Raw genomic sequence first — 16,573 nt, forward strand, 5'->3', positions numbered from 1 at the left:
CAAGTCGGTCGCCAGGCAAAAAATAGCCATCACTTCACTGGCGACCGTAATATCAAAGCCGGTATGCACGGTATTTTCCAGCGTGATTCGGCGCAAGGCGCGGTCGTTCATGTCCATGCAACGGCGCCAGCTTACCTGATCGAAACCCAATGCATTGCCATGGTAAATATGATTATCAATCAGCGCTGCCAGCAGGTTATTGGCGGCACTGATGGCGTGAAAGTCGCCAGTAAAATGCAGGTTGATATTCTCCATCGGCACCACCTGCGCATAACCGCCGCCGGTCGCCCCGCCCTTCATGCCAAACACCGGTCCTAGCGAAGGCTCACGCAAGCAAGCAAGCGCGTGATAACCGGCCTGATTCAAGGCATCGGTGAGGCCAACAGTCGTGGTGGTTTTACCCTCTCCGGCAGGCGTCGGATTGATCGCCGTCACTAGAATCAGCTTGGCTTTGGCTGGCTGGGCATGCAGCCGATTCACCGTGGCTTGCGTCAGTTTGGCCATATGCTGGCCATATGCATGCAAATCGTCGGCCAACAATCCTAACTTGCCAGCCACCGCCACAATCGGTTCCAGCGTCGCGGCCTGGGCGATGTCGATATCACTTAACATGCAGGGTTCCTGACTTTATTCACTTATCAAAGCTGATGATCAACGCCATGGCTAACGCTTGGTCTTACTACCCCCAAGAATCGAGCCCAACACACCGCGGATAATGGCACGACCCAATTGCGAGCCAATCGCTCTCGCGGCAGATTTAGCGGCAGACTCCAGCACCGAATCCGAGCGACTGGTTTTACCGCCTAAAATGCCACCGAGGTCAAACCCAGAGCCCTCTTCCTCTTTTTGCGTTTGTGCCTGCGTGGCTGATGCTGCCTGATCTGCACGTTGTTTGAGAATTTCGTAAGCCGATTCGCGATCGACCAGCTTATCGTATACGCCAGCGACCAGCGATTGCGCCATCACCTGCTTGCGCTCCGCGTCCGTGGCAGGACCCACCCGGCTTTCTGGTGGACAGACAAACACACGTTCAACCGGGGTCGGCGCGCCTTTTTCATCAAGGAAAGAAACCAGCGCCTCGCCCACCCCCAACTCGGTAATCGCAGTCGCCACGTTTAATTTGGGATTAGCGCGGAAGGTTTGCGCCGCTACTTGCACGGCTTTCTGGTCGCGCGGCGTAAACGCACGCAGCGCGTGCTGCACGCGGTTACCTAATTGGCCCAACACGACATCTGGAATATCCAACGGGTTTTGCGACACAAAATACACCCCAACACCTTTGGAACGCACCAGACGCACCACTTGTTCAATCTTTTGCATCAGAATGGCGGGCGCGTCGTTAAATAACAGGTGCGCCTCATCAAAGAAAAATACCAGTTTTGGTTTTTCCATATCGCCGACTTCAGGCAACTTTTCAAACAACTCCGACAATATCCACAGCAATAATGTCGCATAGACGCGTGGCGAATTCAGCAATTTATCCGCTGCCAGGATATTGATAAACCCTAATCCTTTGGCATCGGTTTGCATCATGTCTTCCAGGTTCAAGGCCGGCTCACCAAACAGGACATCACCGCCCTCGGTTTCCAATTGCAGCAAGGCACGCTGGATGGCGCCGACGCTGGCCGTGGAAATATTGCCGTATTGCGTCTGGTAAGTGGCTGAATTTTCAGCACAATGCTGCGCCATCGCACGCAGGTCTTTCATATCGAGCAACAGCATGCCATTGTCATCGGCGATCTTGAAAATCGCATTCAATACACCGCCCTGCACATCATTCAGGTTCAGCATGCGGGCCAATAAAAGTGGGCCCATTTCACTTAAAGTGGTGCGTACCGGATGGCCTTTTTCACCGAACATATCCCAGAACATTGCTGGATAGGCTTTATTGGTATAGTCAGTCAGCCCCAATTGCTGCACGCGCGCTTCGACCTTGGCATTGCCGCCACCGACCTGGCTCATGCCAGACAAGTCACCTTTGACGTCTGCCATGAATACCGGCACACCGATGCGTGAAAACTGCTCAGCCAGGCTTTGCAAGGTCACCGTTTTACCAGTACCGGTTGCACCGGCAATCAGGCCATGACGGTTAGCCATTTTTGGCAGCATGACGCTGTCGACATCATTATTTTTTGCGATGAGCATAGGTTGCACCATGGAATGTACTCTTAACAATGAAAGTTAAGTTGAGTATAGGGGATGGCTCTAAAAAGGGGAAGATTGTTGTTTTGCCGGAAGCGCGAAATCGTTTAAAAAAATCTTTAGCCACAGAGTGCACAGAGAAAAGCTATTGGTGCGCTACAGCGGTAGTCATTTTCTCCGTGTCCTCTGTGGCTAAAAAATGTCTTTATAATGAATACTAAAAATCCCCGCGACGGGCTTTTTCCATCAGTTCGATCAAGGCATCTTCAAGCTGCTGTGCCGAGGCTTGTGCCCTAGCAGTCGGCTGTTTGATATTTTTTAAATCATGCGTGGGCCGGTCCAGACCAAGGTATAGCTGGCGTTTGCCGCTGGCGTCCGCTTTTTCGTAAATAGCCAGGCGGCAAGGTGCAAACACCAGAAACTCAGGATGATCGAGAATAATCTCTGTGCCCATACTTAAATTACAAAAAGTGCGTACTTCTTTCACGCCTTGCGGATCCTGGCCACGAAGCTTCATATGCTCACCAATCGGGAAATTGGCCGGATTGACGAAATTCATGCCTTCCGAAATGGATTTCAGGCTATCGATTAAATCCTGATAAGTCACACCGGCCTTGACCGGCACTTCATAAATCGCGTTATCCAGGTCTACATCCGGCATGCCATGGCCAATGACACGCACATGCGCCGGTGCGGCACAGGCTGGCAAGCTCATGATCAAACCCAGGCAACACAATACCTTCAATATGGATAAACGCATGAGCAACCTCTTAATGTTTCACACAGATAAAGGCATTACAGCATGCCACCATGCACATCGGTGTGACTACGATCACAAGTCCTGATGAAATGCACGCTGCACGGTGCGCTTGTCATATTGCGGCGACAACATGGTAATGAAATTCAACATGTAATCACGCAGGAAAGCATCACGGCGCACCCCCAGATAAGTCGTGCTATTCGGGAACAGATGGCTGCAATCCAGGCTTTTGAGTGGCGCGTCACGCGTTTCTTCATATGCCATATTGGCGATCAGGCCAATGCCCAAGCCCAGGTTGACGTACGTTTTAATCACGTCGGCATCAATCGCAGTAAACACGACATTCGGCTGCAAGCCAGCGTCGTGAAACACCTTAGACACCAACGTGCCGCCCGTGAAGGCAAAGTCATAGGTAATTAAAGGATAATCGGCCAGGTCTTTTAGCGTCAGCACCGCTTTGGCCAGCAGCGGATGCTGTGGCGGCACGACCAGGCAACGGTTCCACTCATAGCAGGACAAGCAGGACAAACGCTCATCGTTACTAATATTTTCTGTCGCAATGCCGACATCAGCCTCACCGGAAGCAACCAGCTCGGTCACTTGCGCCGGGTTACCCTGGTGGATGGTCAATTTCACATTGGGATACTGCGCAATAAACTGCTTAACCGCAGACGGCAAGCGGTAACGCGCCTGCGTGTGGGTGGTGGCAATAGTCAGTTCACCACTATCTTCACGGCTATATTCATCGCCGACCCGCTTGATATTTTGCATATCCAGCATGACACGCGCTGACAACTCAACGATTTTACGGCCTGGCTCGGTAACACCGATCAGACGTTTGCCATTGCGCTGAAAAATCTGCAAGCCCAGCTCTTCTTCTAACAGCTGAATCTGCTTGCTGACACCAGGCTGTGAGGTGTGCAATACTTCAGATGCCGCAGAAATGTTTAATTGCTGCCGCACAACTTCATGCACATAGCGCAACTGGTGGAATTTCATCACCCGACCTCATATAACCAAATGCTATATCATAGAACATCTGATTATTAAATCAATCATTAAAAACTTGATACTATTCCGCGGTTTATAGTTTTACAAGATACTCCTCATGGAATTCGGATACATACTGGCAGGTTTTGTGGTTGGCTTTTTGGTTGGACTCACCGGTGTAGGTGGCGGCTCGTTAATGACGCCTATCCTGCTATTGATTTACAACATCAAACCGGCTGTGGCCGTAGGCACAGATTTACTTTACGCCTCCATCACCAAGTCCGTTGGCATTTTTGCCCATGGCAAACTTGGCAACATTGACTGGGTAATCGTAAAACGTCTGGCCACGGGCAGCGTCCCCGCCTCCATGCTGACCTTATGGGCTCTGCATAGTATGGATCTGCAATCAGGCAATGTCGTGTCTACCATCAAATTCTGGCTAGGCGTGGCCCTGATTGTGACGTCAGTCGCCGTGCTATTGCGCAACAAGCTGATGTCTCTGGTCGCAAAAGAGGAGTGGATTCCAGCACGCTACGTGCCAGGTGCGACCGTCGTACTGGGCACGGTGCTTGGCGCACTGGTCACGCTGACTTCGGTTGGTGCTGGCGCGCTGGGCGTCACCGCGCTGATTCTGCTTTATCCTAAAGAAAAAATCACCACCATTGTCGGGAGTGATATTGCACATGCCGTGCCGCTGACCCTGGTCGCAGGCCTCGGTCATGCCTCTTTGGGCACCATAGACTATCACTTGCTGGGCACTTTGCTGATAGGCTCCATTCCTGGCATCTATCTCGGCAGCCACTTGAGTTCACGCGTGGCAGAGCACTGGGTACGCATTGCGCTGGCTATGATATTGATTTTTGTAGGCTTTAAGCTGATTTTCCATTAAAATATTGCCTCTTCGCTTTTTGCGAACAAAGTGACTCAAGCATGTACAAATACGACCCTATAGATCAACAAATTGTCAACGAACGCGTCGCCCAATACCGCGACCAAACGCGCCGCTATCTGGCTGGCGAGTTAACGGATGAAGAATATCGCCCGCTGCGCTTGCAAAACGGCCTGTATATTCAGCGCCATGCGCCCATGTTGCGTATCGCCGTGCCTTACGGCCTGATATCGAGCAAGCAATTGCGCAAGCTTGGTGATATTACCAAGCAGTACGACCGTGGCTACGGCCACTTCAGTACGCGTCAGAACCTGCAATTAAACTGGCCTAAACTGGAAGACACGCCAGACATTCTGGCCGAGCTGGCGACGGTTGAAATGCACGCCATTCAAACGTCTGGCAACTGCATCCGCAACATCACCACTGACCAGTTTGCGGGTATTGCGCCGGACGAAATTATTGATCCACGTGCCGTGGCCGAGATCATGCGCCAATGGAGCACCTTCCACCCTGAATTCGCATTGCTGCCACGCAAATTTAAAATTGCGGTGTCAGGCACAGAAAAAGACCGCGCAATTGTGCAAGCGCACGATATCGGCCTGGAGTTCTACAAAGACGATCAAGGCCAGATGGCGATTAAAGTCTGGGTAGGCGGCGGTTTGGGTCGTACACCGATTCTGGGCACCGTGATTCGCGAGCATCTGGAATGGCAACACGTGCTGTCCTACTGCGAAGCGGTTATTCGCGTTTATAACATTCATGGCCGTCGCGACAATGCGTACAAAGCGCGTATCAAGATTTTAGTCAAAGCCCTAGGCATTGAAGAGTTCAAGCGCCAGGTAGAAGAAGAATGGGCGCACTTTAAAGATGGCCCATTGACCATCACCCAAAACGAACTGGATCGCGTTGCCAAGTATTTTGAACCGATGCCATACAAGGACTTGCCTGCGCACGATGCTTCTTTCGACGCGGCAGTGGCCAGCAACCCGGCCTTTGCGGCCTGGGTAAAGCGTTGCGTACAACCGCACCGTGTGCCTGGTTACCGTGCAGTCACGCTGTCACTTAAGCCACACGGCAAAGCGCCTGGTGATATCACCAGCGAGCAAATGCATGTGGTCGCAGACCTGGCAGATGCCTACAGCTTTGGCGAATTGCGTTCCTCGCACGAGCAAAACCTGATTCTGGCCGATGTGCAATTGTCTGACCTGTTTGCTGTATGGCAAAAAGCCCATGCAGCCGGTTTGGCAACGCCTAATATTGGTTTGTTGACAGATATTATCTGCTGCCCGGGCGGCGACTTCTGCAGCCTGGCCAACGCCAAGTCGATCCCGATTGCCGAAGCGATTCAAATGCAATTCGACAACCTGGATTACCTGCATGAAATCGGTGACCTTGAACTCAATATTTCAGGCTGCATGAACGCTTGCGGCCATCATCACGTCGGCCATATCGGTATTCTCGGCGTCGATAAAGATGGTTCCGAGTGGTATCAGGTAACCGTTGGTGGCAAACAAGGCAATGACGCCAGCATCGGCAGCGTAATTGGCCCTTCATTCTCGGCAGAAGAAATGCCGGGCGTGGTACAGCGCCTGATTGAGGTCTATGTACGCGAGCGCCAGGACGAAGAGCGTTTTATTGATACCGTGCGTCGCCTGGGCGTCGCGCCATTCAAAGCCCATGTCTACGCTGAAAAGGAAACCGCATAATGAGTCAACTGATTCAATTGGCCGCTAATGGCCAAGCCAGCATCGTAGCCGATACCTGGACCCGCGTGGTGCCGCCTGCAGCCGGTGAAGAGTCTGTGCGTAAACAGGCCGGTAAAGTGGTGCTGTTCAAACTGACAGGCGAGCAAACCTACACTGCTGAGCAAATTGCCAACACCGAAATCCCTGCCACAGGCAAGATTCTGGTACCACTGACCATCTGGCAAGCACGTAAAGCAGAGTTGCAATCGCGTCTGGCAACTGGCGAACTGGGCATTATTCTGGCGACCAATGAAACCGCCGAAGCTTTGCAGGCAGAATTTGCCGACCTCAACACCCTGCCCCTGATTGCAGTGTTTGTAGAGCGTTTTGCAGATGGCCGTATTTTTACCCTGGGCAACTGGCTGCGTACCCGCTTCGGCTTTAAAAATGAACTGCGCGCGATTGGTGACGTATTACGTGACCAATTGTTTTTCCACAAACGCGCCGGTTTCAACAGCTTCCTGATTCGTGCCGACCGCTCAGCGGAAGATGCGCTGGCCAGCCTGAATGACTTTAGCCAGCCTTACCAAGGCGGTGTGGCAGATGTGCCGGTATGGCGCAGGATCAGCCGCGCATGAGTTTCGGCGTCAGCATGCTCAAACCGGCCGCCAACAACCCGGCCATCCGTCCACAGCTGACAGATGCGCTGATTGCCAGCGTCCACACCAAGCGTGCGCAAGCATTGGCCTTGCTGCAATCTGCAGCGGCCGAATTTCCTGCGATCACCTTTGCCAACAGCTATGGTGCTGAAGACATGGTCTTGACTGATCTGATCAGCAAGGAAAACCTGCCCATAGAGATATTCTCACTGGACACCGGTCGCCTGCCTGCTGAAACCTATACGCTGATGGGTGAGGTTGAGCAAACCTACGTGATCAAACCGCTGGTGTTCTTCCCCAAACACGAAGCTGTGGAAAGTTATGTGCGTACGCAAGGCATCAATGCCTTCTACGAAAGCATAGAGCTGCGTAAAGCTTGCTGCCATATGCGCAAAGTAGAGCCATTGCAACGTGCGCTAGCGAATAAGCAGGCCTGGATTACCGGCATGCGTGCCGAACAGGCGGCGACCCGTGCCAGCTTGCCTGTACGCGAGTTTGACGCAGGCAACAAACTGGAAAAATTCAATCCGCTGAGTGACTGGACAGAAAAAGAAGTCTGGGCCTACATTCGCCTGTTTGAAGTCCCTTATAACGCCCTGCATGAGCAATTTTACCCAAGCATTGGTTGTGCGCCGTGTACGCGCGCCGTCGCCATGGGTGAAGATATCCGTGCTGGACGCTGGTGGTGGGAAAATCCCGACAGCAAAGAATGTGGATTACACGTAAAGAAATAGTGATCCGTCGATAAACGCGGATGAACGCCGATCAAAAGAAAAATATTTCTTTTGTGCCTCAGGTCATTTAGTGCTGTAAAAATGACCAAGGCCTCATCGGCATCACTCTGTGTTTATCGGCGGTTTAAAAATTTGATTGGTTTTTTAAAGATGACAATGAAACAACCTTTATCTCATCTCGACTGGCTGGAAGCAGAAGCCATTCATATTCTGCGTGAAGTTGCAGGTCAGTGCGCCAACCCGGTATTGCTGTTTTCCGGCGGTAAAGATTCGCTGTGCATTTTGCGCCTGGCTGAAAAAGCATTCCGTCCTGGCCGCTTTCCGTTCCCGTTGTTGCATATCGACACCGGGCACAACTACCAGGAGGTGGTTAACTTCCGTGACCAGCGCGCGGCAGAATTAGGCGAGCGCCTGATTGTGCGTTCAGTGGAAGACTCCATGAAACGCGGTACCGTGGTACTGAAATCAGCAGATGAGCCACGTAATAAACACCAGTCGGTGACCTTGCTCGAAGCGATTGAAGAGTTCGGTTTTGACTGCTGCATTGGCGGCGCCCGCAGGGATGAAGAAAAAGCCCGCGCCAAAGAACGTATCATGAGTTTCCGTGATGAATTCGGCCAATGGGATCCGAAAAACCAGCGTCCGGAACTGTGGAACCTGTATAACGCTCGCGTGCACAAGGGTGAAAACATCCGCGCCTTCCCGATCTCTAACTGGACCGAGATGGACGTTTGGCAATATATCGAACGTGAAAAACTGGAATTACCTAGTATTTACTTTGCACACCAGCGCGATATCGTCATGCGCCATGGCGCCATTTTCCCAATTAATGTGCCGCTATCTAATGGCGACTTCATTAATCAGCCTAAAGCCGGTGAAGAAGTGATCAATATGCAGGTGCGCTTCCGCACGGTGGGTGATATCACCTGCACGGCGCCAGTGATTTCAGATGCTGATAACGTCAGCAAGATTGTACTGGAAACAGCGACCACCACCATTACCGAGCGCGGCGCAACCCGTCTGGATGACCAGACGTCGGATGCATCGATGGAACAGCGCAAAAAAGAAGGTTACTTTTAATTTCTGCCACAGAGTGACCTGCGTGTTCTCTGTGGCTTAATAAAGACATGACAATCATGACGACACACAACGATTCATTACTCCGTTTTATGACCTGCGGCTCTGTCGATGATGGCAAAAGCACGCTGATCGGCCGTCTGCTATACGACACCAAAACCATTCTGGCAGACACGCTGAACAATATTGAACGCACTTCACAAAAGCGCGGCATGGAAGCGGTCGACCTGTCCCTGCTGACAGATGGCCTGCAAGCCGAGCGTGAGCAAGGCATCACCATCGACGTTGCTTATCGCTATTTCAGTACCGGCACGCGTAAATACATCATTGCCGATGCACCTGGTCATGAACAATATACACGCAACATGGTGACTGCTGCGTCTACGGCTAATCTGGCGATTATCCTGATTGATGCGCGTAAAGGCGTGCTGACGCAAACGCGTCGCCACAGCTACCTGGCACACCTGGTGGGTATTCCACATATCGTCGTTGCCGTGAACAAAATGGACCTGGTAAATTACGACCAGGCCGTCTATGAAAAAATCAAGGCAGACTACATTGCTTTTGCCACCGAAATTGGCCTGGCACAGGCGCGCGATATCAAGTTCATGCCTATGTCTGCCCTCAATGGCGACATGCTGGTAGACCGTTTGGACAATATGAACTGGTACCAGGGTGAGACTTTGATCGACATTCTGGAAGCGGCGCCAGCGGCACATAGCGAACAGAACGAAGCCTTCCGTTTTCCGGTGCAGTTTGTCTGCCGTCCGCATGATTCTGCCAATCCGGAATTGCATGACTTCCGTGGCTTTATGGGCCGCGTCGAATCTGGCGCGATTACCGTCGGTGATGCCGTGACTGTGTTGCCAAACGGTTACCAATCAAAAGTAAAAGCCATTCAACTGGGTAATGAGCAACTGCAAAGTGCACAAACTGAGCAAAGCATCACCCTGTTGCTGGAAGACGAAATTGACACCTCACGCGGCGACATGATCGTTAAAACCAGCGAAACCACAGAAGCCGTCAAACAAATTGAAGCGCATGTATGCTGGCTGTCTGAGACACCGCTGTCTCCTGCCCGTACTTACATCGTGCGTCATACCACACGTGAATCTAAAGCCAAAATTGGCAGTATTCAATACAAGGTAGATGTGAACACTTTGGAGCAACAAACCGCGACAGATCTCAAAATGAATGATATCGCCCGTGTCAGCTTTAAACTGGCACAGCCACTGATGGTCGACAGCTACGACAAAAACCGCGCCACAGGTGCCTTTATTATTATTGACGAAAGCAGCAACAACACCGTTGGCGCTGGCATGATTGTCTAATCCACCACTGCCTAACCCACTACTAGGGTGAGGAAAGACAAGCCAACACATCGTCAAGTTGGCTAAATTGCAATAAAATATCGTTTTGGCTGAAATAGCCGGCAAAGGATTTAAAACATGACTTATGTAGTAACCGAAAATTGTATTCAGTGCAAATATACCGACTGCGTAGATGTTTGCCCGGTAGATTGCTTTGTTGAAGGCCCGAACTTCCTGGCGATTAACCCGGATGAGTGCATTGACTGCACCCTGTGCGTCGCTGAGTGCCCGGCAGAAGCCATTTTCTCTGAAGATGACGTGCCAGCAGACCAGCAGCACTTTATTGAACTCAATGCGCGCCTCTCTACCGTTTGGCCAACAATTACGGCACGTAAAGAGCCGCTGCCAGATGCAGATGCCATGAATGGTAAAGCAGGCAAAACAGCTCAGCTGATTGAATAAGCCGTTAGCATTCAAGCCAAACAGGTAAAAGCCGCTCATTGAGCGGCTTTTTGTTTGATTGCCTGGCCCCAAAAAAAGAGAAGGCCAGACAATTATCGTCAATGAGGGAGGGTTACCTTAAGCAGAAACCAATGGCTGTTGGCTGGAATTGATGCCCTCCCCCCGTGTAATATGCGGTACCACTGGCGTAGCCAATCAGGGCGCGATCCGAACTGGTCAACTGCACGACGTAACCACACTTGGTCATGCCGGTGGTTTCTAAACGCCAGGTACCAGACTCATTGCTTGATGTGAGCACAACGGGTGTTTTGGTTAACACGCCACCCGGATTACCAAGAATCGCAATCGAAACGCTCCCCAGAAAATCGTCTGCCGCGCTATAACTGCCGGTAATGGCATCACCGACTTTAATATCAGAACAAGGTCCTTGATCCATGGTAATGCTGGCGGTCGGGGCGGCGTTATCCACCCGAACCTTAATCGTATTCGATAAATAAGTGGTCGCCGGATTTAAAGGATCCACGACTTCCATCTGCAGCCAGCGGTAAGGGCTGGCATCGCCTGCCGTGTGCAAAACGCCCAGAATATCCAGATTGACAAAGGTCTGTAGCGGCGCAACCAAGTCCTCCTGGTACTCAATATAGCCATCTGCCAGCGGTGCTTGCGTGACGGGTGCGGGGAAGGTCCAGGTACCGCCACTTAACTGCTCCAACGCCAGTTTGAATGTGTTAGCAACCGGTTTAAAGGTGATGCCATCCGTGCTGTAGTTCAAGCGGTACTTGAGCTTGGCTACCCCACTACTCGCATCTGGGGCATTGCCAATATGGCCGCTAATCCAGAGACTGTTGCCAAACGGTGCATCGCTGAATGCGGCGTTGGTCAATGTCCCCGTCGTCGGATGAATGTCGGCAATACTTTGCCCACAAACCGCAGTAATCATCGGGGCCGGCTTCCAGCTTTGGTCAATCATGCCCGGTGTTAACATGACGGTGGTGTTTTCAGTATTGCCCCACACAGGCTTATAGTCTGGCGTGTTGGCGGGTGGCGGTGAGCTCCAGGAAAGGATCGCGCGCATTTTGGCGTAAACAGGCCCCTGCTTGCAGGGTTTTTTATACTGACTCAAATCGACAGGTAGAAACACCGCATAGTTAAAGCCATCTTTGGGCAAGCTATTGATATCATGCACCTGCACCGAAGTGAGGCCCATGTCTTGCCAGCCCGCGCCAAAATCGAGGTAAAAACGCACATACTCCTGGCTGCCCTTGGTACACAAGTTGCCTGAATAGCCCTGTGATTTCTTGATTTTCAACACGCCAACCAAATGGTCCAGCGTTGCTCTGGGTTGCAGGCCAATACAATTAAGCTCTTCAAAGTCGATATTGCCATCGGTATTGGCAATGCTCTCTACGACTTTAGACCAGTCAAACTTCAGCGGACCAAACGAGTGTTTTACCTGCGCCTGCAAAGCACTGAGTTGGGCAGGCTGCGCCATCAATGTTTGCACTAAAGGATAAGCCAACCGATGTGGGGCTAACTGCGCTTCTTGATAGCTTTGCTCCAGGGCAACATAATTGACAGGCAATACGGCGGTGGGAATTTTCAGATCCAGATCGATCAATTCACTCACGTCTTTCAAGATTGCACTATCAATCACATCTTTAAGCAGCAGGCTTTGTACCGGCTGGGCCAGGATATGTGCATTCACCACATTGCCCCACACTGGTGTGTAATGTGGGGTATTGGCAGGCGGCGCAACCCCCCAGGACAAAATGGCGCGTGCCAGGAGCTGATTTGCTTTTTTGCATGAATAGCGCTTGATATCCACCGGCATCTCTACCGCATACTCCAAGCGACCTTCATGCTTCACATCATGGACATTTAAACTGGTCAGCCCCTGATCAACCCAGGTGGACCCATCGTCAAATGATAAATAAAACCTGACATATTCTTGTGAGCCTGCCGAACACAAACTGCCTGAGTAACCACTGTCCTGGTTGATATAAACAATGGCTTTGAGTAGGTTAAATTGCGGCTGCAATCCCAGACAACCCAGATTCTCATAGTGGGTATTGCCTTGTATTTTTTGCACCGCTTTGGGAAAGCCAGCGCCCGGCAAATGACCAAAGTAATTAGCATTGCCTACAATCAGGGTTTGAAAATGACTCCGCAATTTGCTTAGTTCAGCGGAAACGACGTGGCGTTTAAATGGTTGATTTTGCATGGTGCTTCATCCTCAGTCAGGTTATGATTGAATACATTTGAAGCATTCAAATTACGCAACTGAACGAAAGAAGACCATACTGCAATTGCATACATTTTCTAAGAAAATAGATGCAATTGATATGATTTAATGCTTTTTTGACGACACTTCCAGCCAACCATTTTCCTCAGCAGTTTTAAGTGCTGCATAGCGTGAGTTGACGTTCATCAGTGCCATGGCGCGCTGAAACTCGGTGCGCACGGTGGCCGGTGACTTGTTTAAATGGACGGCCAACACCTTGGATTCTGTGGTTTTAAATTTCTGGCAGGCTTTCATTAAATCAGATAGCGCCGGTGTCAATGGATTGTCATACATAATCAGGCTCTCTCAATCAGGTTAAAGTAATATATCCACACTCAAAATATGATGCTGATAAATACAATAACATAATATTATTAACTTTTATTAACATTTAAAAGTCAATGGGCATAAAGAGCGTGCTCGCACAACGCGCGCGATCATCGCCAGAGAAGTTTAAACACTGGATTACGGACGAGAATACGCCAGAACAAGCGCGTGAGTAAGTTGATGCAGGAGCCTGGGCAAACCCGCCCAAGTTACACTAGGAGTTTTTTAACCGGGCCGTAGCTACGCCTATGTTCCGGCGTGATGCCATGTTGTGCCAAACGCGCCAGATGCAAGGCGGTGGGATAACCCTTATGCTGCGCAAAACCGTATTGTGGATATTGGGCATCCAGCACCAGCAAGGAAGCATCCCTGGCCGTTTTAGCAAGGATAGAGGCGGCAGAAATTTCAGCGACTTTACTATCGCCTTTGACAATCGCTTCACAAGGTAACTCAAATTTCGGGCTGCGATTACCGTCAACCTGAATGAGTGTTGCATGCACCCCGAACTGCGCCACCATCGCCTGATAGGCGCGCTGCATGGCCAGCAGGCTGGCTTGCAGAATATTGATCTCATCAATTTCCTGCGCACTGACGCTGGCAATGCCCCATGCCAGTGCATGCGCCTTAATCTCAACGGCCAGCAAATCACGCTTGGCTTCAGACAGTTTTTTTGAGTCTGCCAGGCCAGCAATCGGCCGTTCCGGGTCGAGAATCACCGCCGCCGCGTACACCGCACCGGCCAACGGCCCCCTACCAGCTTCATCAATGCCACAAAGTCCTTGCATCAACATCAAGCCTGTAAAAACTGTTTGACGACAGCGGCGGCTTTCTGCGCACTGTTTTGTTTGAGTTGTGCATGAATATGGCGGTATTTTTCCTGCAACACAGCGAGACCGGTTTTATCTGCCAGTAAATTGTAGAGTGTCTGTGCGACACCTTCTGGCGTCGCTTCTTTTTGCAACAACTCAGGCACAATAAATTCGCCAGCCAAAATATTGGGCAGGCCAACATAAGGCTGCAAGCGCATGCGTTTAAGCAACTGCCAGCTCATATTAGACATTTTGTAGGTGATCACCATAGGCTTTTTCAGCAAAGCCGCCTCCAGCGTGGCCGTGCCTGAAGCCACCAACACGGCATCTGCCGCGGTCATCGCATCATGCGCATGGCCAAACATAATTTGCAGGTCTATGGCAGTATCAGGTTTTTGCGTTAATAGCTGGTGCCAGGCACTGGTAAAAATGTCACGTGTTTCACGCGTCACCAGCGGCACCAGAAACTGAACCTGCTGCCCGTTCTCACGCATCAAGCGATCAAACACAATGGCGGTTTCCAGCAATAACTCGGCATGAAAATTCACCTCAGACTGGCGACTGCCTGGCAACATGGCAATCACCACGTGGTTTTTCTTCAATTTGAGCTTTTCCCTGGCCTGGCCAACATCCGGCTCCATAGGCAAAGCATCTGCCAAAGGGTGGCCGATATACGTCACAGGCACACCAACCTGCTGATACAGCGCAGGCTCAAATGGGAACAGCGCCAGCATGTGTGAAACAGCGCGTTTGATTTTATGGATGCGGTTTTGCCGCCAGGCCCAGATCGAAGGGCTGACGTAATGGATGGTCGCGATGCCTTTGGCTTTGAGCTTACGCTCTAACCAGAAATTGAAGTCCGGCGCATCAATGCCAATAAACACATCCGGCCGTTCTTTCAGGATATGCTTGTACAACTGCTTGCGCAGCTTTAACAAGCCCCACAGATGTCTGAGCACCTCGAGATAACCACGTACTGACAGGCGTTCTATCGGAAATAATGATTTGGCGCCCAGGCCCATCATTTTAGGACCAGCAATGCCAAAAATCTCAACGTCAGGATGCAGTGATTTCAGCTCCTGAATGAGGTGATAGCCCAGCAAGTCTCCGGAGGCCTCTCCCGCCACCATTGCAATCTTAGCCATAGTTTCTTTGAATTAACGTACAATGCCGCGCGTTGTTTGCGCGAGAAATCGAGTCATGAGGCCGATTTCAGGGCAGGATTTTTCCATCTCGGCCAACGCAATCTTGGCCTCTTCAAATGACAGCCCCTGACGGTATAGCACCTTATAGGCGCGTTTGATTTGCTGAATGCTCTCAGCACTGAAGCCACGACGCTTGAGGCCTTCTGCATTGATACCATGCGGCGCGGCATCATATCCAGCGGCAGTCACGTAAGGCGGAATGTCTTTAAACACCACTGAACCGACCGCAGTAATAATATGTTCGCCGATCTGGCAGAACTGGTGAATCAGCGTGAAGCCACCCAATATCGCGTGATCGTAAATGGTCACGTGCCCGGCCAGCGATGAGTTATTAGCCAAAATAGTATGGTTACCGACGATACAATCATGGGCGATGTGCACATAGGCCATAATCCAGTTATGGCTGCCAACTTTGGTGGTGCCTTTGTCCTGTACCGTGCCACGGTTAAAGGTACAAAACTCACGGATGGTGTTATGGTCACCAATTTCCAGCAAGGTTGGCTCGTCTTTGAATTTCTTATCCTGAGGCTTCGCGCCCAGTGAAGAAAACTGGAAAATTTCATTATGTTTGCCGATGGTGGTGGGCCCTTCAATCACCACATGCCCGGCAATCTTGGTGCCTGCATCAATGCGGACACCCGCACCAATCGTGGTATAGGGACCCACCTCTACTGAGCTATCCAGCTCAGCTTTAGGGTCAATCAATGCGGTAGGATGAATCAGGCTTTGCATGTTTACGTGTATGGCCCGCCTTTAAGGGCAGGCGCATCTATGGTTATTTTTCAATGGCTTTCAGGATACACATCATATTGGCTTCAGCGACCACTTCGTCACCAACTTTGGCAACGGCGCTATATTTCCAAATACCTTTTAAGATACGATCAATTTTGACGTTCAAAATAATCTGATCTCCAGGGGAAACCGGCTTTTTAAAGCGAGCACTATCAATACCTGCAAAATAGTACACAGAGTCACTGGTAGGCTTGGTGCCCATTGTTTTAAAAGAAAGCAAAGCAGCGGCTTGCGCCATGGCTTCAACAATCAACACGCCTGGCATCACTGGATGGTATGGAAAATGCCCCGGAAAGTATGGTTCGTTGACCGAAACGTTTTTAACAGCAGTAATCTCTTTACCCAGCTCCATCGACAATACACGGTCAACCAGCACAAATGGATAGCGGTGCGGCAGGTGTTCCAAAATCTCATGAATATCCATGCTATTCATTGTGTTTTCAGCCATAAA

The 16,573-nt window shown here is 50.8% G+C and carries 17 protein-coding genes; 7 read left to right on the forward strand and 10 right to left on the reverse strand.

Features of this window, described 5'->3' with window-relative positions:
• From GQ52_RS00005 to GQ52_RS00020, 4 genes are all read right to left on the reverse strand, one after another.
• The coding region (locus tag GQ52_RS00005) for a formate--tetrahydrofolate ligase (protein ID WP_047513979.1) at positions 1–612 on the reverse strand (612 nt) is incomplete at its 3' end.
• A 51-nt stretch (positions 613–663) separates the two neighbouring features.
• Positions 664–2,157, reverse strand: coding sequence for a helicase HerA-like C-terminal domain-containing protein (locus tag GQ52_RS00010; protein WP_024929821.1), 1,494 nt, complete (start codon positions 2,155–2,157; stop codon positions 664–666).
• Between the two features lie 202 nt (positions 2,158–2,359).
• Positions 2,360–2,857, reverse strand: coding sequence for a DUF302 domain-containing protein (locus GQ52_RS00015; RefSeq protein WP_235273404.1), 498 nt, complete (start codon positions 2,855–2,857; stop codon positions 2,360–2,362).
• Positions 2,858–2,974: 117 nt separating this feature from the next.
• On the reverse strand, positions 2,975–3,901 hold the full coding sequence (locus GQ52_RS00020) for a CysB family HTH-type transcriptional regulator (RefSeq protein ID WP_019881895.1): 927 nt from the start codon (positions 3,899–3,901) through the stop codon (positions 2,975–2,977).
• Positions 3,902–4,010: 109 nt separating this feature from the next.
• Between GQ52_RS00020 and GQ52_RS00025 the strand changes: the two genes are divergently transcribed.
• The 7 genes from GQ52_RS00025 to fdxA all read left to right on the forward strand — a co-directional run bounded on the left by GQ52_RS00025 (position 4,011) and on the right by fdxA (position 10,708).
• Positions 4,011–4,781 (forward strand): sulfite exporter TauE/SafE family protein, encoded by a 771-nt coding sequence (locus tag GQ52_RS00025; protein ID WP_019881894.1) that lies wholly within the window; start codon positions 4,011–4,013, stop codon positions 4,779–4,781.
• A gap of 41 nt (positions 4,782–4,822) precedes the next feature.
• Complete coding sequence (locus tag GQ52_RS00030) at positions 4,823–6,487, forward strand: nitrite/sulfite reductase (protein ID WP_047513988.1); 1,665 nt, start codon at positions 4,823–4,825, stop codon at positions 6,485–6,487.
• On the forward strand, positions 6,487–7,104 hold the full coding sequence (locus GQ52_RS00035) for a DUF934 domain-containing protein (protein WP_047513991.1): 618 nt from the start codon (positions 6,487–6,489) through the stop codon (positions 7,102–7,104). Before GQ52_RS00030 ends, GQ52_RS00035 begins: the two co-directional genes overlap by 1 nt.
• On the forward strand, positions 7,101–7,859 hold the full coding sequence (locus GQ52_RS00040; protein ID WP_200884035.1) for a phosphoadenylyl-sulfate reductase: 759 nt from the start codon (positions 7,101–7,103) through the stop codon (positions 7,857–7,859). The genes GQ52_RS00035 and GQ52_RS00040 overlap by 4 nt, the downstream gene beginning before the upstream one ends.
• Positions 7,860–8,015: 156 nt before the next feature.
• Positions 8,016–8,939, forward strand: a complete 924-nt coding sequence (cysD, locus tag GQ52_RS00045; RefSeq protein ID WP_047513996.1) for a sulfate adenylyltransferase subunit CysD — start codon at positions 8,016–8,018, stop codon at positions 8,937–8,939.
• A gap of 47 nt (positions 8,940–8,986) precedes the next feature.
• Positions 8,987–10,267 (forward strand): sulfate adenylyltransferase subunit CysN, encoded by a 1,281-nt coding sequence (cysN, locus tag GQ52_RS00050; RefSeq protein ID WP_051089055.1) that lies wholly within the window; start codon positions 8,987–8,989, stop codon positions 10,265–10,267.
• A 117-nt stretch (positions 10,268–10,384) separates the two neighbouring features.
• Complete coding sequence (gene fdxA / locus GQ52_RS00055; RefSeq protein WP_019881888.1) at positions 10,385–10,708, forward strand: ferredoxin FdxA; 324 nt, start codon at positions 10,385–10,387, stop codon at positions 10,706–10,708.
• Between the two features lie 112 nt (positions 10,709–10,820).
• On the opposite strand, the gene GQ52_RS00060 is transcribed toward fdxA, so the two are convergent.
• From GQ52_RS00060 to fabZ, 6 genes are all read right to left on the reverse strand, one after another.
• On the reverse strand, positions 10,821–12,929 hold the full coding sequence (locus GQ52_RS00060; protein ID WP_047514001.1) for a hypothetical protein: 2,109 nt from the start codon (positions 12,927–12,929) through the stop codon (positions 10,821–10,823).
• Between the two features lie 126 nt (positions 12,930–13,055).
• Positions 13,056–13,283 (reverse strand): response regulator transcription factor, encoded by a 228-nt coding sequence (locus GQ52_RS00065; RefSeq protein ID WP_019881886.1) that lies wholly within the window; start codon positions 13,281–13,283, stop codon positions 13,056–13,058.
• A gap of 242 nt (positions 13,284–13,525) precedes the next feature.
• Positions 13,526–14,107 carry a ribonuclease HII gene (gene rnhB, locus GQ52_RS00070; RefSeq protein ID WP_047514004.1) on the reverse strand — a complete coding sequence of 194 codons (582 nt, stop codon included), beginning with the start codon at positions 14,105–14,107 and terminating at the stop codon, positions 13,526–13,528.
• Complete coding sequence (gene lpxB, locus GQ52_RS00075; RefSeq protein WP_019881884.1) at positions 14,107–15,270, reverse strand: lipid-A-disaccharide synthase; 1,164 nt, start codon at positions 15,268–15,270, stop codon at positions 14,107–14,109. Before lpxB ends, rnhB begins: the two co-directional genes overlap by 1 nt.
• A gap of 12 nt (positions 15,271–15,282) precedes the next feature.
• Positions 15,283–16,062 carry an acyl-ACP--UDP-N-acetylglucosamine O-acyltransferase gene (lpxA, locus tag GQ52_RS00080; protein WP_019881882.1) on the reverse strand — a complete coding sequence of 260 codons (780 nt, stop codon included), beginning with the start codon at positions 16,060–16,062 and terminating at the stop codon, positions 15,283–15,285.
• Between the two features lie 43 nt (positions 16,063–16,105).
• Positions 16,106–16,570 carry a 3-hydroxyacyl-ACP dehydratase FabZ gene (gene fabZ / locus GQ52_RS00085; RefSeq protein WP_019881880.1) on the reverse strand — a complete coding sequence of 155 codons (465 nt, stop codon included), beginning with the start codon at positions 16,568–16,570 and terminating at the stop codon, positions 16,106–16,108.
• Between the last annotated feature and the right edge of the window lie 3 nt (positions 16,571–16,573).

The organism is Methylophilus sp. Q8 (assembly GCF_000800115.1).
Taxonomy (GTDB): domain Bacteria; phylum Pseudomonadota; class Gammaproteobacteria; order Burkholderiales; family Methylophilaceae; genus Methylophilus.